Consider the following 16,488-nt stretch of genomic DNA (forward strand, 5'->3'; position numbering starts at 1 on the left):
CCAGGCCAGGCCCTTCAAGTGGACCAAGACCGCCGACCAGATCCTCGACCGCATCTGCCGCTACTGCGACAGGATCTCCAAACCAGGTCACTAGGTGTTCCGTCCCGGGAGGCCGCGGGACACCACGGAGGCGGGAGCGGTCCGCCGGCCTGTCGGGCGCCGGACCGCAGGGTGGCGCGGCGTCAGGCGGGCTACTCCTCCTCGCCGGACTCTGCGGACTCGCCGGACTCTGCGGACTCGGCAGGCCCGGCGGGCTGGCGGTCCTGGGCCCGCTTGGTCAGGACGAACGCCGCCGCCGCGGCGCTCGCGGCGAAGGCCAGCCCGAGCATCCACCGCTGGTCGAAGGCGTGGCCGGTGGCGTGGTCGAGGGAGTAGCGGCCCGGGCCGGCGAGGCCGATGGTGGCCGCGGTGAAGCCGAGGAACGCCGGGTACTCGAAGCCGCCGGCCTGGGCGAAGAAGCCGGCCGGGGCGTGGACCGACACCGCTCCCGCCATGGCACCGGCCGCCGCCGCGCCCGCCGCGGGGGTGGCGAGGCCCAGGACGAGCAGCGCCCCGCCGCCGGCCTCGCCGAGTCCGGCTGCCAGCGCGCTGTGCTTGCCGGGCTTGAAGCCCATGTGCTCCATCGCGGTGGCGGTGCCCTCCAGGCCGCCGCCGCCGAACCAGCCGAACAGCTTCTGCGTACCGTGCGCCATCAGCACCGCCCCGGTCCCGGCGCGCAGGGCCAGCAGGGCGAGGTCACGTCGGTTGATGCAGCTCATGTGAAGCTCCCAGGGGAGGGTGAGGGGATGCCGAAGGCATCCGTATCCCGTCCGGGCCGCTGCGCCCCGCACCTCGCACAACGTCCGCCGAACGGGCCAGCCCCGTCGCGTGTTGCGGCAGTGTGACGTCCGGACTCCCGGCGAGTTCGCCACCGGCCACCTGCCGGACGCGCTCAACGTGCCGCTCGAACGGCTCGCGCAGAGCGCGCCCGAGCTGCGCGAGGCCGCAGGGCGCGAGCCGCTCCTCGTGGTGTGCGCCTCGGGAGCGCGCGCGGACAGGGCGGTCACGGAGCTGGCCGGCCTCGGCATCGCCGCTTCCGGCCTCGCCGGCGGCCTCCGCGCGTGGGTGGCCGCAGGGCTCCCGCTCGACCGTCCCGCCGGGTCCGCGCGCGCCGTCTGGTCGATGGAACGGCAGGTCCGCCTCGCCGCCGGCGGCACCGTGCTGCTCGGCCGGGTCATCGGGCTGCTCGTGCACCCGGCCGGCCTGCTGCTGTCCGGGGCGATCGCCGCCGGACTCGTCTTCTCCGCGGTCACCGACACGTGCGGCCTGGCGGTACTGCTCGGCCGGCTGCCCTTCAACCGCCGCGGCGGTGCGGCCCGCTGAGGGCCGCACCGCCATCGGATGCTCCGTCAGCCGCCCAAGCCGGGCCAGTCCACGATGCGGATCGCCGCGCCGGCGGCTTCCTTGCCGCGGCAGTGCGCGTGGTGCCGGCGGGCGATGCCGTCCAGGTCGAGGTGGGGTGCGAAGGCGGGATGTGCCGCCAGGCGTCGTGCGTACGACCACAGGCGCGGGTGGTCCGTGATGCGGTACACCGCCGCGGCGTCCAGGTGCCAGCGGTGTACGGTGTCCAGCTGCACCAGCGTCACCCACAACCGGACGTCGGCGGCGGTGAGTTCGTCGCCCAGGACGTACTCGCGGGCGACCAGGCGGCGCTCCAGCGCGTCCAGCCCGTCGGAGAGGGTGGCGAGCGCGGCCTCGCGGGCGGGCCCGTCGGTGCGGGACTCGCCGGCGCGCTGTGCGGCTGCGTCGACGTCCTGCTCGCAGCGCCGGGCGACGGCCGCGATCTCCTCCTCGGCGCCCTCCGGGTGCAGGCGGGCGCCGGAGTCGGCGCCGAAGCGCCGGGTCAGGTCCTGGAGGATGTCGGGGGAGTGGCTGCTGACGATCCGTCCGGTCCAGTCGTCGCTGAGGACCGGCGCCACGGCAGGTCCCGTGTACTGGTGGGAGCTGGACCCGTACAGCCGGTGCAGCGCCTCGTACCCGCCGCCGGGAGCGTCGGGCACGGCGGGCAGCACGGTCAGGGGGAGGACGTCCTCCAGTCCCAGCAGGCTGTGGGTGACGGCGATCCGCAGACACCGCGGACAGGACGGCGCGAGGTGGAGCCGGTAGCGGCGGGGCACGGGCGGATAGCCGCTGCGCGCATCACGGCCGATCCGGCTGCGGAAGGACGGGACGGCTTTCTGGGAAATGGCGGACATGCGTCTCCCTGGGAATGCTCGGTCACGGCCGTGAACGACCGCACGCGCCGGATGCGGCGCGTGCGGGAAGGAGCGCCCGGGAGGTGACGAGCCCGGCGCGGGCGGCCTGCGCCGTGGTCGTCACCTCCCGGGGGGTGGGCTTACTTGGTGCCGAGTCCGGCGTCGGAGACCTCGGGCTTGCCGGCGGCCTTGAGGACCTTGTTGAGGAGGGCGAGGTCGTAGATGCCGGTGAGGTCGGGCTGCTTGATGAGCTTGGCCTTGACCGCCCATTCGGACTGGGTCTTGAGGGTGGCGGCGAGGGGGTCGTCGGTGATCTGGATGCTGGGCCAGGCGGGGTCGATGACCTTGGGGGCCAGTTCCTTGCCGGTTTCGGCCTTCAGGGCCGCGTTGGCGGAGGCCTTGGCCTTGTCGGGGTTGGCGTTGATCCAGTCGTTGGTCTTGACGGTGCCGCGCAGGACGGCCTCGACCACGTCGGGGTGCTCGGCGAGGAACTTCTGGGAGACGATGACGTTGGTGATGACGAACTTCTTGTCGGGCCACAGGGTGGTCTCGTCGAGGAGGACCTTGGCGCCTTGGGAGACGAGCTTGGAGGCGGTGGGTTCGGGGACCCAGGCGCCGTCGACGGAACCGGACTTGTAGGCGTCGGGGGTGACCTTGTTGTCGGTGCGGACGACGGAGACGTCGCCCTTGCCGCTTTCGGGGTCGACGGTCCAGCCCTTTTCGGCGATCCAGTTGAGGAACGCGACGTCCTGGGTGTTGCCCTTCTGGGGGGTGGCGATCTTCTTGCCCTTGAGGTCGTCGAGGGTCTTGATCTTGTCCGGGTTGACGACGAGCTTCACGCCGCCGGAGGCGGAGCCGGAGATGATCCGGAGGTTCTTGCCCTTGGACTTGACGTAGGCGTTGATCGAGGGGGAGGGGCCGATGAAGCCGATGTCGAGCGAGCCGCCGTTGAGCGCTTCGATCTCGGAGGGGCCGGCGTTGAAGGTCTGGGGGGCGATCTTCGTGCCGCCCAGTTCCTTGGCGATCAGGCCTTCCTGGATGCCCACCAGCGCGGTCGCGTGGGTGAGGTTGGGGAAGTAGCCGATGCGGACGGTGTCCGCGGAGAGCTTCTTTCCGGTGGCCGCGACGTTGGACTTCTCGTCCTTCTTCTCGTCCTTCGCGCCGGAGCCGTAGCCGCAGGCGGTGAGCAGGAGGGGGAGAGCGGCGGTGAGGGCAACGGCGCGCAGGGCGGTGAGCGGTCTTGCGGCAGACACGGAGGTGTCCTTTCACGGGAAGGTGGCGAGGGAGCCGGGAAGCGGAAAAGCGCGGGACGAGCGGGTGCGGGCATGCCGGGTAGGCGCGAGGTGTGAGCGCGCTGGGAGGCATGCGGGCAGGTGCGGCAGGGCCGGCCGGAGGGGGTGCCCCTGTGACGGACGGCGCAGGGCGCGGCACTGGGTGCGCGGCCGTGGGGAGCGGCAGCGGGTGAGCGGAGTACCGGCCCGGGGACCGCGTCAGGCGGACTGACAGATGGCGCTGGACGTACGGGCCAGGTCGATGTGCCGGCGGGAGGTCAGAGGCGTCATCCGGCCTGCGCGGTACGGCATGTGCACGGCCACCTCCGAATTCCTAGTTTTCCTACCGGACTGGTAGGCATATTGGCAGAGGCGGTGGCTCCGCCCCAAGGGTGTGTTCACATGCTGGACGGAGATGGCTCGAAATGTGAGAAAGCCCAGGTGGGGCGGGGCTGAGGACGGGTTCCGGGTGCGGGTGCTCAGGGGTTGGTCCAGGCCCCGGGGGCCTGGCTCAGTGCCGACACGTCGGCGGGCAGTGCGGATGCCGCGACGTCGGCGAGCGACACGCCGTCGAGGATCTCCCGTACGTTGGCCCGCAGCGCGATCCACAGGGGGAGCAGTGACTCGGCGGGGCCCGTGTAGGACAGGTCCGGGGGGCGGACGCCGCGTACCGAGACCAGCGGACCGTCCACGACGCGGATGACGTCCGCGATGCTGATGGAATCGGCCGGCTTCGCCAGCCGGTAGCCGCCGTTGCCGCCGCGCTGGCTCAGCACGAGGCCGCCCCGGCGCATGTCGTTCATGATTCCTTCGAGGAACTTGTGCGGGATGTCCTGGGCGTCGGCGATGGCTTCGGCCTTCAATGGCCCGTCGTCCTGTGACGCGGCGAGCTGCAGTGCGGCTCGTACCGCGTAGTCCGCCCTGGCTGAGATCCGCATGGGGGCATTATCCCGCACGGTCCCGGCCGCGCGTGCCCGCGGGGCCGCCCGGGCGCCGGGCGCGGGACGGGGCGCCCGGCGGCCGAAGGTGCTGGTCGCGGGTGGCGGTGCGGCGTCGGCGGGTCAGCCGAAGGCCGCCAGTGCGCGGTGCGGGCCGTTGAGGTAGTGCTCGCCGATGGCGCGCAGCCGGTGTGCGGTGGGCCGGTGGGCCGTCAGGACGCGGGCGTTGCGCCAGAACCGGTCCAGTCCGGGCGCGTCGGCGAGTTCCAGCACCCGGGTGGTGATGTGCAGGGCGGCCCGCGAGGTCACGGTCTCGGCCGTGGCGACCAGGGCGGCGACGCCCGCCGCCTCGTCGGCGTCGAGCAGCGCGCCCGCTTCGAGGGCCTGGGCCGTCACCTCGGTGGCCCGGTCGACGACGGCGGTGGCCGTCTGGACGGCCGAGGCGAGTTCCCCGTACGTCAGCAGCAGGTCGGGGTCCGCTCCGGGCAGCCGGCGACCGTGGCCGCCCCTGCTGAGGTCGCGCACCTCGGCGAGGGCCCCCTCGGCGTTGCCCAGGGCGACGTGGCACAGGGTGAGCCGGAGTGCGGGCTCGGCGAGCGCGGTGAAGGGCGGGGCCGACTCCTCGTCGTGCGGCCGGCGGCCCAGCACCTGTCCGGGCGCGACGGCGACCCGGTCCAGGACGACCTCGCCGGCACCGGCCACGCGCTGCCCCAGGCGGTCGAGGGCGGGTTCGACGGCGACGCCCCGCGCACCGGACGGGACCCGTACGACCAGGACGTCGCCGGTCGCGGTACAGAGGGCGTCCATCACGACCTGGTCGGCGACGGCGACGGCCGTGTCCACGGACCGGCGCCCGCTCAGGGCGTATCCGGTGCCGCGCGGCCGCAGGACGAGGTCCGGCCCCTGGGTGTCCTCGTGGGGGCCCGGGCTGCGGACCGCGCCGGTCCACAGCCAGTGCTCGCGCGCCGACTCCTCTTCCAGGGCGGCCGCTTGCTGCCGGCCGGCGTAGAAGCGGCCGCTCCACGCGTGCGCGTAGTGGCGGGCGAGCAGGTCGCCGACCGAGCTGTCCGCGGTGGCGACCTCCCGTACGACGGCGCATCCGGTACGCCAGTCCGTTCCGCGGCCGGGTCCGGGCGGGGTGAGTGCTGCCAGCAGGCCGGCCTCGCGCAGCCGGGCGGTCTCGTCGGCCGGCTGTCCGCCGGCCCGGTCCCGGGAGATGACGTCGGCGGCGAGGTCGTCCGCCACGTCGCGGGCGGTACGCAGCACCGTGCGGCGCAGCTCGTCGGCGGACCGGCCGCCGGCCGTCTCCGGTGTCGTCGGTGTGAGCGTCACCGGCAGGCCCGGATGCCGCCGGCCGGTGCGGGGGCCGGGCGGGCGGCGCTGCCTTGGGGGGTGGCGGTGGTCATGTCGGGTACTCCGGGGGTCGGCGGTCACAGGGGACGGGAAGGGAGGGGGCGGCCGGGTGCACGGGGCCGTTCGGAGCGGCCCCGCGCCGGGTCGGCGGGCCGCGGCGGCACCGTTGTCTCGGGCGAACCGCGCCACCGCGAATCCCTACTTTTCCCATCGGATTGATAGGAATATTTCCCCGAACTCGCCCGTCGGGCAAGGGTGTGACCGGATGGTGGACAGCCCGGTCTCGCGGAAGGAGACGGGGGTGGGGCCGCGCCGCTGTCCGGAATTCCCTATAGAACCAGTAGGGAACCATTGACCGCCGCCCGTCGCGCCCTCACGATGTGGTCATGTCCCCGTTGCAGCCCATGCTCGTACGCCGCAGGCACGTCGACTTCCGTCGCGTCGCCAGCGCGGTCTGCCGGCCCGTCTAGGGCTTCTCCGGCAGGGGACTTCTTCCTGCGCGTGCCGCCGTCCGGGCCGCCGCGTCCCCGGGTGTGACGCCCGCCCTCTCCCTCCCCCTGCCCTCCGGGGCCGTACGGGTCCGCTCGGCGCGCGCCGCGCCGGGCTCCCGGGCGCACCCGCGGGGGAGTTCCCGCCCTGCCCTCCGCCGGCCGGACCACCGGCCTCCGCACCTCACTCCGAGCAGCCGAAGGGGCACGCCATGACCACCGCAGTTCCCGCATCCACCACCACCTCCACCCCCCGCCACCCCGGCCCGCGCCTCCAGGTGGTCGGCGACCGCCCGCCCGGCACCCACGGGGGCGGCACCGCAGGCGGTCGCGTCGGCTATCTGGTCTTCCTGCCGGCCCACGTCGATCCGGTGGCGGTGATGACGGCCCACGGCATCCGCCCCGAGATCCATCCCCTGGGGCCGGCGACGCCCCAGGCTCCCACGCCGGTGCCACCCTTCGGCCTCGACCTCGACCCCGGCACTGCCCCCGCTCCGGCTTCCGGAGCCGACCCCGAGGTGCACGGCGACGACGCCGTCCGGGTCGACCGGGCGCGCCGGCTGGTCGAGGTCGACGGGCGCGAACTCGACCTCACCTACCTGGAGTTCGCCCTCCTGTCCCACTTCGTGGCCCACCCGCACACGGTCCACACGCGTGACGCGCTCATCTCCGGCATCTGGGGCTACGGGCACATCGGCGACGGCCGTACCGTCGACGTCCACGTGGCCCGCCTGCGCCGCAAGCTCGGCGCGGCCCACCGGAACCGCATCTCCACCGTGCGCCGCGTCGGCTACAAGTACGTGCCCGGCCGCCCGTAGCCCGTAGCCCTGCCCACAGCCGTGCACGACGCGCATCGGCCGCCTCCTCACCCGGCAACCTTCTCCCTCCGGCCGTCTGCGGCGGACGCGTCCGACGGGTGCACGGACCGGGTCCGCGGGCGGCTGGACGCCGTACTCACCGCTGCCGGCCGGTTCGAGGCCCGTCCGGTCCCCGGTGGGGCCCGACCGGCCCAAGCGCGGCGGCGGGCCGGTGGCACACCCTGACGGTGACACCGGCATCGCACCGCACACAGAGAGAAGGCCGCGTCATGAAGGCACTCGTCTTCCACGGGCCCGGACAGACCTCCTGGCAGGACGTACCGGACCCCTCGGTCAAGGACGCCGCCGACGCGATCGTCCGGGTCGACGCCGTCACCCTCTGCGGCACCGACCTGCACATCGTCAAGGGCGACGTCCCCGAGGTGGAGCCCGGCCGGATCCTGGGCCACGAGGCCGTCGGCACCGTCGTCGAGACCGGCGGCGACGTCCGCACGGTACGCCCGGGCGACCGGGTGCTGATCTCCTGCATCTCGGCCTGCGGGCGCTGCCGCTTCTGCCGCGAGGGGCGGTACGGCCAGTGCCGCGGGGGCGGCGGCTGGGTGCTCGGGCACACCATCGACGGAACACAGGCCGAATACGTACGTGTCCCCTTCGCCGACCTCTCCGTCCACCCCCTGCCCAGCAGCCTCGCGAGCCACGACGCCGTGCTCCTCGCGGACATCTACCCGACCTCCTACGAGGTGGGCGTGCTCAACGGCGAGGTGCGCCCCGGCGACACCGTCGTCGTGGTCGGCGCCGGCCCGATCGGCCTGGCGGCCATCGCCGCCGCCCGCCTCTACAGCCCGTTCCGCATCATCGCCGTCGACCTCGCCGCCGCCCGCCTGGCCGCCGCCCGGGACCTCGGCGCCGACGCCGTCGTGGCCGCCCGCGAGCAGCCCGAACGGCTGGTCGAGGACCTGACCGACGGACTGGGTGCGGACGTCGTCATCGAGGCCGTCGGCGTGCCCGAGGCCTTCGAGATGTGCACCCGGATGGTCCGGCCCGGCGGCCGGGTGGCCAACATCGGCGTCCACGGCAGACCCGCCACCCTGCACCTCGAAGACCTGTGGATCAAGGACGTCACCATCACCACCGGGCTCGTCGACACCCGGTCCACGCCCATGCTCATGCGGATGATGGCCGCCGGCCGCCTCCCCGGCGCCGAGCTGGTCACCCACCGCTTCGAGCTCCGGCAGATGGAGGAGGCGTACGACGTCTTCTCCCGCGCCGCCGACACCGGCGCCCTGAAGGTCGTGCTCGGCGGGCCGCAGCACGACACGGTCGCCGCCGTACCGTCCCGGGAGCCGTGATTGCCGTGAACGCCGTGAAGAGGACCCGGAGCAGCGCACGACAGACGTCGGACGAGGTGTTCGGCCAGGCGCAGGGCACGGCGTACGGAGTGCGGGGCGAGGCATCCGGCGAGGGGCAGGGCACGCCGCACGGAGCTACGGGCGGGGCGCACGGCGCGCCGCCCGGCCGCACGGACCTCGGCCGGCGCCTGGTGGCCCGGCGCGAGGCCCTCGGCCTCAGCCGGGAGGAGCTGGGCAGGCGCTGCGGCGCCGACGCCAACTACGTCGCCTACCTGGAAGACCACGCCGCGACACCGGCCATCGGCACGCTCCTGCGCGTCGCCGACGCCCTCGGGGTCAGCGTCGACGACCTGACCGGCGCGAGCGCGGAGCGCGTGCCCGGCCGCTCCGGCGCCCGGCGCGACACCGCGCTCGTACCGATCGGCGAGGACGAGTGCCGGCAGCTTCTCGGCACCCACGGCGTGGGCCGCATCGCGATCTCCACCGACGAAGGGCCGGCCGTCTTCCCCGTCAACTACGTGACCGCCGGGCCCGGCGTGGCGTTCCGGACGGCCGCGGACAGCCCCGCGGCCCGGGCCGCGGGCACCCGGGCAGCGTTCGAGATCGACCACATCGACGACGTGACCGCCGGCGGCTGGAGCGTGCTGGCGGTGGGGGTACTGACCGCCGTCACCGACGGGGCCGAGCTGCACCGCCTGAGCGCCGTCGCCCGCTCCCACCCCTGGGCGGGCGGCCCCCGCAGCCACTGGATGACGATCACGCCGGACCGGGTCACCGGCCGCCGGGTGGTGCACGGGGAATGAGCGTGCTGCGCGCCGTCGTGTTCGACACGGACGGGGTCCTCCTCGACACGGCGGCCCGCCACGCCGCCGCCTGGAAGGAGACCTTCGACGGCTGCCTCGCCGAGTGGGAGCCGCCCGGCCGGGACCCGCCGCGCCCGTTCGACGCCGTGCGCGAGTACCGGGAGCTGGTCGACGGCAGGTCCCGGCTCGACGGCGTACGGGCCTTCCTGGCCGCCCGCGAGATCCGGCTGCCCCCCGGCCGGCCGGAGGACCCGCCCGGCTGCGCGACCGTCCACGCGGTCGCCGCCCGCAAGGAGCGGGTGTTCTCCGCGGCGCTGCGGACCGGGGCCGCCCGCGCGTTCGACGACGTACGCCCCGTGCTGCTGCGCCTGTCGCGGTCCGGGATCCGCTGCGCGGCGGTCTCGGCCTCCCGGCACGCCCGTGCCCTGCTGGAGTCCGCGGGCCTCACCGGCCTCCTCGCCACCGTCGTCGACGGCGAGCTGGCCGCCGTACTGGCCCTGCCGGGCAAACCCGACCCCGCCCTGTTCCAGGAGGCCGCGGCCCGGCTCGGCGCGGACCCCGCGCACACCGCCGTGGTGGAGGACGCCCTCGCCGGCGTCGAGGCCGGGCGCCGGGGCGGGTTCGGCCTGGTCGTGGGCCTCGACCGCGAGGGCGGCCCGGCCGGGGACGAGGCCCTGCGGGCCCGGGGCGCCCACCTCGTGCTGCGGGACCTCGCCGGACTGCCCGCCGCACTCGCGGTCGGCCGGCCGTGAGACCCGGGGACCGACCGGCTCGTCGCGTCGCTGCGCACGCTCGGTCACCCAGGGCACCAGGCTCGCGCGGTGCGACGGCGGGGACGGAACCCGCCGCTCTCTGACGGACGTGCCCCGCGGGTCAGGGCCGGGCCCGCCGGGCCCGGGCGAGGTCGGTGAGGAGTTCCGTGGCCGCCCGGGTGCCCGAGGCGAGGGCGCCCTGGACCGAGCCCGTGGCGCGGTGGTCCCCGCAGACGTAGCGGGCCGGGGCGAAGCGGGTGGTGCGGGTGAGGGGCCAGGGCGGTGGCATGGCCGGGAGCGCGTCCGTGACCGGGTAGGTGGCCACCAGGTCCCAGCGGGCGGGGTCGGAGCCGTACAGCTCGCCCAGTCTGCGGCGGACCGTGCGTTCGCGTTCCGGGGTGTCCGTGCCCAGGACCGAGGCCGAGACCAGTGCCGTGCCCGGGGGAGCGTAGCCGGGGACCACCGCGCTGAGCACGCACGTGTTGAGGACCGTCATCGTGCTGTCGAGCAGCAGCACCGGCTCCGTCAGGGGTGCGTCGTCGGTGGCGTAGTAGAAGGTGGTGGCGGTGCGTTGGGCCGGTACCGCCAGGCCCGGCAGCAGGGCGGCCGCGGTGCGGGCGTCGGTCGCCACGACCACGGTACGGGCGGCCAGGTCGCGGCCGTCGGCCAGGAGGACGCCCGTGTCCGTGACCGCCGCGACCGGTGTGCCCAGCCGCAGGGTCCCTTCGGGCAGCGCCGCGGCCAGTTGCGCGGCGGCCGCGCCGATGCCCCCGGCGGGCAGGCACAGCGTGCCGCGCGCCATGCTCCGCCACACGAGGTGGAAGTAGCGGGCCGAGGTCTCCAGCCGGTCCTCCAGGAAGACGCCGGAGAGGAACGGCCGCAGGACGTGGTCCACGAGGTCCGGTGTCAGTCCGGCCCTGCGCAGTGCCTCCCGGGTACTGCGGTCGCCGCGGCCCTTGAGCGCGCGGGCGGGCAGGAACGCGTCCCGCAGGGTGAGTGCCGACAGTGCCGCCAGGTCGCGGGCCGAGAGGGCACGGCCCGGCAGCAGGGTCCGGGCGCCCTCCCGGCGGCGGCTCGGATCCACCAGCCGTACCGGACCGGACGGCGTGTGGGCCACCACGCCCGGAGTGAAGGGGTGCAGGCGCAGCGCGCGCAGGTCGAAGCGCCGCTTGACCTGCGGGTAGGCGGTGTTGAAGACCTGGAAGCCGCGGTCCAGCAGGAAGCCGTCGCGCCGGTCGGTGCGGACGCGCCCGCCGGGGCCGTCGGACCCTTCCAGGAGTACGACGCGGAGGCCGGCCCCCACGAGGTCCGCGGCACAGGCCAGGCCGGCCATCCCGGCGCCCACCACGATCGCGTCGTGCTCAACGGCCAACGGAGATACCGCCCTTCGCGGAGATCGGCGCCCGCCCGGACGTGACGGAGGGGCGGGCGGTGCCATCGTGGCACGGGGCCGGACGGGCCCGCCGCACCCCCGTGGGCCGGGCGCGGCGCGGCCGCCGGGTTCACCCGGCCGGTGGCGCCGGCCGCCGTACCGGGGCGCCGCCGCGCGCCGCGGCGTCAGCGGCGGACGAGGGCGAGCTGCCGGTTCATCTCCGTGAGGAAGCGCACCACGACGTGCAGCTCGTCGGACGTGAAGCCGGCGCGGGTGGCGTCGGTGAGCGTGGCCAGCGGCCGGAAGTAGTCCCGTGCCACCTCCCGGCCGGCCTCCGCGTAGTGGAGGTGGACGATGCGCCGGTCGTGGGCGGACCGGACGCGGTGGATGTGGCCGGCCTTCTCCAGGCGGTCGAGGCAGGCGGTCGTCGCCCCCGAGGTGAGGTTCATCTGCCTGCCGAGCCGGCCCGGCGTCAGCGCGCCCTCGCCGTGCGCCTCCGCGTCCAGGACGGCGATCAGGGCCTGTACGTCGGTCAGGTGGAGGCCCTGGGACTGGGCGAACTCCTGCGCGATGCGGTTGAACTCGGCGTTCATCCGGCGCAGCAGCACCGCGAAGGACTGCAACCCGATCGGGTCGTCGGCCGGAAGGGAGGTCGAGGGGGAAGCCGGGCGGGAAGCCGGGGAGGAAGTCGGGGAGGAAGTCGGGGGGGTGTCCGCGTCACGCATGGGTTCAGCATATAATCTCTCGATTATTGAGAGTCTCGATGTTCGAAGGAAATGAGGAAGTGACGTGAGAAACGCAGCCCGCTGGGCCCGCTGGGCCGTGCCCCTGGCGCTCGTGCTCGTCTGGCTCGGCATCGGCGGCACCCTGGGGCCGTACGCGGGCAGGCTCGGGGAGGTCGCCACCAACGACCAGGCCGCCTTCCTGCCGCGCAGCGCCGAGTCGACCCGGGTCCTCCAGGCCCGCAAGGCCTTCGAGGCGTCGGCGTCCGTCCCCGCGATCGTCGTGTGGACCGCCGACGACGGCGGCCGCGTGACCGCCGGGCAGGAGCGGGCGGCCGCGCAGGCGGCCGCGGGGCTCGCCGGACGCCCCGGCGTCGCGGGCCCGCCGTCCCCCGTCCTCGCCTCGGCCGACGGGGAGGCGCTCCAGGCCGTCGTCCCCCTGGCACCCGACCTGGGCGAGCGGACCCCGGAGGTGCTGGACGAGGTACGGCGGGCCGCCGAGCGGGTGCCGGGCACCTCGGTGGAGATCGCCGGCCCGGCGGCCACCCAGGCCGACCTCTCCGACGCCTTCGCCGGGATCGACGGCCTGCTGCTGGGGGTGGCGCTGGGCGCCGTCCTGCTGATCCTGCTGCTCGTCTACCGCAGCGTCCTGCTGCCCTTCGTGATCATCATCAGCGCCGTGTTCGCCCTCGGGCTCGCCTGCGCCGTGGTCTACGCGCTCGCCGCCCGCGACCTGGTGCGCGTCGACGGTCAGGTGCAGGGAATCCTGTCCATCCTGGTGATCGGGGCGGCGACCGACTACGCCCTGCTGCTCGCCGCCCGCTTCCGCGAGGAGCTCGCCGTACGGGGAGACCGCGTCGCCGCCGTACGCGCAGCCGTGCGCCGCTCGGCCGGAGCCGTCACCGCGAGCGCCGCGACCGTGGCGCTCGGCCTGCTGGCGCTGCTGGCCAGTGACCTGACGAACAACCGCGCCCTCGGCCCGGTCGGCGCCATCGGCATCCTCTGCGCCGTGCTGGCCACCCTGACCTTCCTGCCCGCGGTCCTGGCGCTGCTCGGCCGCGCAGCCTACTGGCCCGCCACCCCGAAACCGGCCGACGCCACCGCCGAGGGGCACCGGATCTGGCAGCGCGTCGCCGCACTCGTCGACCGGGCACCCCGGCGGGTGTGGGCCGGCACCGCACTCCTGCTCTGCGTACTGGCCGCCTTCGCCCCGGCCCTGTCGTCGAAGGGCGTGCCGCTGGACGAGATCTTCGTCAACGACGCGCCCTCCGTCGGCGCCCAGCAGACCCTCGCCCGGCACTTCCCCGCGGGCTCCGGCCAGCCGGCCGTCATCATCACCGACGCCGGCCGGGCGGCCGCGGTACGGGCGGCTGCCGAGGGCACCGAGGGCGTGGCGGCCGTACGCCCCGTCACCGCGGGCGGCGGCCCGGGCGAACCCCTGGTCGTGGACGGCCGGGTACGCCTGGACGCCACCCTCGACGCCGCGGCCGACAGCGACGCCGCGAAGGACACCGTCCGGCGGCTGCGCGAGGGCGTCCACGCCGTGCCCGGCGCCGACGCCCTGGTCGGCGGCTACACCGCCCAGCAGTACGACACCCAGCAGACCTCGGCGCGCGACCGGAACCTGATCGTGCCCGTCGTCCTGGCGGTCATCCTGCTCATCCTGGCCGGGCTGCTGCGCTCCCTGCTCATCCCGGTCCTGCTGGTGGCGACCGTCGCCCTCAACTTCCTCGCCACGCTCGGCGTCTCCGCGCTGCTCTTCCAGCACGTGCTCGGCTTCAGCGGCACCGACGCCTCCGTCCCGCTGTACGGGTTCGTCTTCCTGGTCGCCCTCGGCGTGGACTACAATATCTTCCTGATGTCGCGCGTGCGCGAGGAGAGCCTCGTGCACGGCACGCGCCGGGGCGTGCTGCGCGGGCTGACGACCACGGGCGGGGTGATCACCTCGGCCGGCGTGGTCCTCGCGGCGACGTTCGCCGCCCTGATGGTGATCCCGCTGGCCTTCCTGGTCCAGATCGCGTTCATCGTCGCCTTCGGCGTGCTCCTGGACACCCTGGTCGTGCGGTCCCTGCTGGTCCCCGCCCTCGTGCTCGACATCGGCCCCCGCGCCTGGTGGCCCAGCGCACTCGCCTCGGCCCGCGAGGAGGGGCCGGTGCCGTCCCGGAACCTTGGCTAGGGTGACCGGCGGAGGCCGGTCACGACGCCCTCGACCGGGGCGGGGAGCGGACCGGCGACGACGGGGGGCTCACGTGTCACGGACCGGCCGAGGTGTTCCGACGAGGGGCCGGCCGGCGCCTCCGGTGCTGCCCGCGGCGCAGCGCGGGTGGCTCGGGTGCGCAGGCGCCCTGGCCGCGTCGGCGGTCGTGCTGCTCGGGATCCTGCACGCCGACGACAGCCGGCCCGGCGCGGTCGACGTACGGGTCGGGGCCCTGGTGGACGGGGCGCGGCCGCCGTGGTGGCAGCAGGCCGCCCTGGCCGCCGACTTCCTGGGCGAGCCGGCCGGAGCGGCGGCCCTGGTCCTGGTCGTCGTGACGGGCTGTCTGCTGCTGCGGCGCCCGCGCGCGGCGGTGCTCGTGGTGGCCGGCGCCGGCCTCACCGTGGGGACGACGACCCTGCTCAAGCACGTGGTGGGGCGCACCATCAACGGCGGCTACCTGTCCTACCCGAGCGGCCACACCGCCTTCCTCACCGCCCTGGCCGTCTCGCTCACCCTGCTCGCGGTCAGCGGCGCCGGCCGGACGGCCGGCGCGCTGCTCGTGTCCACCGCTGCGCTCGCCGCCGGTGCCGTCATGGGCTGGGCCCAGGTCGCCCTGGGCGCGCACTACCCGACCGACGCCCTCGGCGGCTGGTGCACCGCACTGGCGGTGACGCCGGCGACGGCGTGGCTGGTCGACCGGGCGGCGGACGCCGCCGGGGCCCGTCCGGCGGATCGGGGGCCGCGGCCCCGGCCGTGATCCGCCGGGGCCCCGACGGCGACGGCCGTGCTCCGCCGGCCAGGCCCCGGCGGCGACCGGTACCGGCGGCGACCGGTACCGGCGCCCGTCAGGCCAGGCGGCGGAAGACCGGTTTGACCGGCCGCCCGGCCAGCCAGGGTGTCGGATCCCCGGCGTCCAGCGCCTTCCGGTACACCGCGCACGCCTGGGCCACCACGTCGACGGTGTGCTCGATGTCGGCCTCGTCGAGCGCGCTGCTCACCACAAACGACGGGGCCAGCACCCCGCCCGCGAGGAGACGGCGCAGGAACAGCGTGCGGAACGCCTGGGACGGCCGCCGGTCCTGGTCGAGGGTGGCGAAGACCAGGTTGCTGGCCCGGCCCCGTACGAGGACGTGGTCACCGACACCCATGCCGGCGGCGGCCTCCCGCACCCCGGCGGCCAGCCGCTCGCCCAGGGCGTGCAGCCGCGCGGTGACCCCCTCCTCCGTGTAGACGGTCTGCACCGCCATCGCCGCGGCCAGCGAGTGCGTCTCCGCACCGTGCGTGGTGGAGAGCAGGAACACGCGGTCGCCGGAGTGCCGCAGGCCGCCCCGCTCCATCAGCTCGCGGCGCCCGGCCAGCGCGGAGACGGCGAAGCCGTTGCCCAGCGCCTTGCCGAACGTGGACAGGTCGGGGACCACGCCGTACAGCCCCTGGGCGCCCGCCTCGGACCAGCGGAAGCCGGTGATCATCTCGTCGAAGACCAGGACGCAGCCGTGCCGGTCGGCCAGCCCGCGCAGCCCGGCCAGGTAGCCGGGCGGGGGCTCGGTGTGGCCGGCGGGTTCGAGGATCAGACAGGCCACCTCGTCCCGGTACCGGGTGAGCAGCTCCTCCGTGGCGGCCAGGTCCCCGTACGGGAACGCCACGGTCAGCTCGGTGGTCGCCGCCGGGATGCCGGCGGACATCGGCGTGGTGCCGATGAACCAGTCGTCCACGGAGAAGAACGGGTGGTCGCCGCAGACGGCCACCCGCGGACGCCCGGTGACGGCCCGGGCCAGCCGCACCGCCGCGGTGGTGACGTCGGAGCCGTTCTTCGCGAACTTCACCATCTCCGCGGTCGGCACGGTGGCCAGGAACCGCTCCGCGGCCTCGACCTCCAGGACCGACGGCCGGACGAAGTTCGCGCCGCGGCCGAGTTCGCGCCGCACCGCCTCCAGGACCCGCGGGTGGGCGTGGCCCAGGCTCACCGACCGCAGCCCGGAGCCGTACTCGACGTACCGGTTGCCGTCGACGTCCCACACGTGGGCGCCCCGGCCGTGGCTGATGACCGGGGCCAGGTGCTCGGGGTACTGGTCGTCGCCCTTGGCGTAGGTGTGCGCGCCGCCGGGCACCAGGGCGTGCAGCCGCTCGTTCGCCCGCACCGACCGGGGCAGGGTGAACTCCGCTGAGTCCACGGTGACTTCGGTGTCCACGG

General features: G+C 75.0%; 17 protein-coding genes. 8 read left to right on the forward strand and 9 right to left on the reverse strand.

From position 1 onward, the window contains the following. Positions 1-191: 191 nt before the first annotated feature. Positions 192-758 carry a DoxX family protein gene (locus ACIF6F_RS33970; RefSeq protein ID WP_399956240.1) on the reverse strand — a complete coding sequence of 189 codons (567 nt, stop codon included), beginning with the start codon at positions 756-758 and terminating at the stop codon, positions 192-194. A gap of 109 nt (positions 759-867) precedes the next feature. Between ACIF6F_RS33970 and ACIF6F_RS33975 the strand changes: the two genes are divergently transcribed. Then, on the forward strand, positions 868-1,362 hold the full coding sequence (locus ACIF6F_RS33975) for a rhodanese-like domain-containing protein (protein WP_399956243.1): 495 nt from the start codon (positions 868-870) through the stop codon (positions 1,360-1,362). A gap of 26 nt (positions 1,363-1,388) precedes the next feature. On the opposite strand, the gene ACIF6F_RS33980 is transcribed toward ACIF6F_RS33975, so the two are convergent. The 5 genes from ACIF6F_RS33980 to ACIF6F_RS34000 form a co-directional block, all read right to left on the reverse strand. Then, positions 1,389-2,234, reverse strand: coding sequence for a glutathione S-transferase C-terminal domain-containing protein (locus tag ACIF6F_RS33980; protein WP_399956247.1), 846 nt, complete (start codon positions 2,232-2,234; stop codon positions 1,389-1,391). Positions 2,235-2,374: 140 nt separating this feature from the next. Beyond that, the gene (locus ACIF6F_RS33985; RefSeq protein ID WP_399956250.1) at positions 2,375-3,487 is read right to left on the reverse strand and encodes an ABC transporter substrate-binding protein; all 1,113 of its coding nucleotides are present in this window, start codon (positions 3,485-3,487) and stop codon (positions 2,375-2,377) included. Between the two features lie 237 nt (positions 3,488-3,724). Beyond that, complete coding sequence (locus ACIF6F_RS33990; RefSeq protein WP_399956253.1) at positions 3,725-3,817, reverse strand: putative leader peptide; 93 nt, start codon at positions 3,815-3,817, stop codon at positions 3,725-3,727. A gap of 167 nt (positions 3,818-3,984) precedes the next feature. Then, entirely contained in the window at positions 3,985-4,443 is a 459-nt protein-coding gene (locus tag ACIF6F_RS33995) for an RrF2 family transcriptional regulator (RefSeq protein WP_399956257.1), read from the reverse strand. 123 nt (positions 4,444-4,566) lie between these two features. After that, positions 4,567-5,775 (reverse strand): acyl-CoA dehydrogenase, encoded by a 1,209-nt coding sequence (locus ACIF6F_RS34000; RefSeq protein WP_399956260.1) that lies wholly within the window; start codon positions 5,773-5,775, stop codon positions 4,567-4,569. Positions 5,776-6,182: 407 nt separating this feature from the next. On the opposite strand from ACIF6F_RS34000, the gene ACIF6F_RS34005 reads away from it, so the two are divergent. From ACIF6F_RS34005 to ACIF6F_RS34025, 5 genes are all read left to right on the forward strand, one after another. After that, complete coding sequence (locus ACIF6F_RS34005) at positions 6,183-6,266, forward strand: putative leader peptide (protein WP_399956465.1); 84 nt, start codon at positions 6,183-6,185, stop codon at positions 6,264-6,266. 230 nt (positions 6,267-6,496) lie between these two features. After that, on the forward strand, positions 6,497-7,102 hold the full coding sequence (locus ACIF6F_RS34010) for a winged helix-turn-helix domain-containing protein (RefSeq protein ID WP_399956263.1): 606 nt from the start codon (positions 6,497-6,499) through the stop codon (positions 7,100-7,102). A gap of 269 nt (positions 7,103-7,371) precedes the next feature. Next, a complete protein-coding gene (locus ACIF6F_RS34015; RefSeq protein WP_399956266.1) occupies positions 7,372-8,451 on the forward strand; it encodes an alcohol dehydrogenase catalytic domain-containing protein in 1,080 nt (359 codons plus the stop codon). 14 nt (positions 8,452-8,465) lie between these two features. Next, positions 8,466-9,254 carry a helix-turn-helix domain-containing protein gene (locus ACIF6F_RS34020; RefSeq protein ID WP_399956269.1) on the forward strand — a complete coding sequence of 263 codons (789 nt, stop codon included), beginning with the start codon at positions 8,466-8,468 and terminating at the stop codon, positions 9,252-9,254. Next, a complete protein-coding gene (locus ACIF6F_RS34025) occupies positions 9,251-10,006 on the forward strand; it encodes an HAD family hydrolase (RefSeq protein ID WP_399956272.1) in 756 nt (251 codons plus the stop codon). The genes ACIF6F_RS34020 and ACIF6F_RS34025 overlap by 4 nt, the downstream gene beginning before the upstream one ends. A 121-nt stretch (positions 10,007-10,127) precedes the next feature. Here ACIF6F_RS34025 and ACIF6F_RS34030 read toward each other — a convergent pair whose 3' ends face one another. Beyond that, entirely contained in the window at positions 10,128-11,378 is a 1,251-nt protein-coding gene (locus ACIF6F_RS34030) for an NAD(P)/FAD-dependent oxidoreductase (RefSeq protein ID WP_399956275.1), read from the reverse strand. A gap of 185 nt (positions 11,379-11,563) precedes the next feature. Next, positions 11,564-12,103: a MarR family winged helix-turn-helix transcriptional regulator gene (locus ACIF6F_RS34035; RefSeq protein ID WP_399956278.1), complete on the reverse strand. Its 540-nt coding sequence runs from the start codon at positions 12,101-12,103 to the stop codon at positions 11,564-11,566. Positions 12,104-12,167: 64 nt separating this feature from the next. Between ACIF6F_RS34035 and ACIF6F_RS34040 the strand changes: the two genes are divergently transcribed. After that, positions 12,168-14,276, forward strand: a complete 2,109-nt coding sequence (locus tag ACIF6F_RS34040; protein ID WP_399956281.1) for an MMPL family transporter — start codon at positions 12,168-12,170, stop codon at positions 14,274-14,276. Between the two features lie 124 nt (positions 14,277-14,400). Beyond that, positions 14,401-15,054: a phosphatase PAP2 family protein gene (locus tag ACIF6F_RS34045; RefSeq protein ID WP_399956285.1), complete on the forward strand. Its 654-nt coding sequence runs from the start codon at positions 14,401-14,403 to the stop codon at positions 15,052-15,054. An 88-nt stretch (positions 15,055-15,142) separates the two neighbouring features. Here ACIF6F_RS34045 and ACIF6F_RS34050 read toward each other — a convergent pair whose 3' ends face one another. Continuing rightward, the gene (locus ACIF6F_RS34050) at positions 15,143-16,468 is read right to left on the reverse strand and encodes a glutamate-1-semialdehyde 2,1-aminomutase (RefSeq protein ID WP_399956468.1); all 1,326 of its coding nucleotides are present in this window, start codon (positions 16,466-16,468) and stop codon (positions 15,143-15,145) included. Positions 16,469-16,488: the final 20 nt, after the last annotated feature.

Origin of the sequence: Streptomyces sp. NPDC086023, from assembly GCF_044540325.1 — a bacterium.
Lineage (GTDB): Bacteria > Actinomycetota > Actinomycetes > Streptomycetales > Streptomycetaceae > Streptomyces.

Excerpts from the sequence above, each read along its gene's own strand:
- ACIF6F_RS33970 (WP_399956240.1), bottom strand. The coding sequence starts at position 758 with ATGAGCTGCATCAACCGACGTGACCTCGCCCTGCTGGCCCTGCGCGCC.
- ACIF6F_RS33980 (WP_399956247.1), bottom strand. The coding sequence starts at position 2,234 with ATGTCCGCCATTTCCCAGAAAGCCGTCCCGTCCTTCCGCAGCCGGATC.
- ACIF6F_RS33990 (WP_399956253.1), bottom strand. The coding sequence starts at position 3,817 with ATGCCGTACCGCGCAGGCCGGATGACGCCTCTGACCTCCCGCCGGCAC.
- ACIF6F_RS33995 (WP_399956257.1), bottom strand. The coding sequence starts at position 4,443 with ATGCGGATCTCAGCCAGGGCGGACTACGCGGTACGAGCCGCACTGCAG.
- ACIF6F_RS34005 (WP_399956465.1), top strand. The coding sequence starts at position 6,183 with ATGTCCCCGTTGCAGCCCATGCTCGTACGCCGCAGGCACGTCGACTTC.
- ACIF6F_RS34010 (WP_399956263.1), top strand. The coding sequence starts at position 6,497 with ATGACCACCGCAGTTCCCGCATCCACCACCACCTCCACCCCCCGCCAC.
- ACIF6F_RS34015 (WP_399956266.1), top strand. The coding sequence starts at position 7,372 with ATGAAGGCACTCGTCTTCCACGGGCCCGGACAGACCTCCTGGCAGGAC.
- ACIF6F_RS34025 (WP_399956272.1), top strand. The coding sequence starts at position 9,251 with ATGAGCGTGCTGCGCGCCGTCGTGTTCGACACGGACGGGGTCCTCCTC.
- ACIF6F_RS34035 (WP_399956278.1), bottom strand. The coding sequence starts at position 12,103 with ATGCGTGACGCGGACACCCCCCCGACTTCCTCCCCGACTTCCTCCCCG.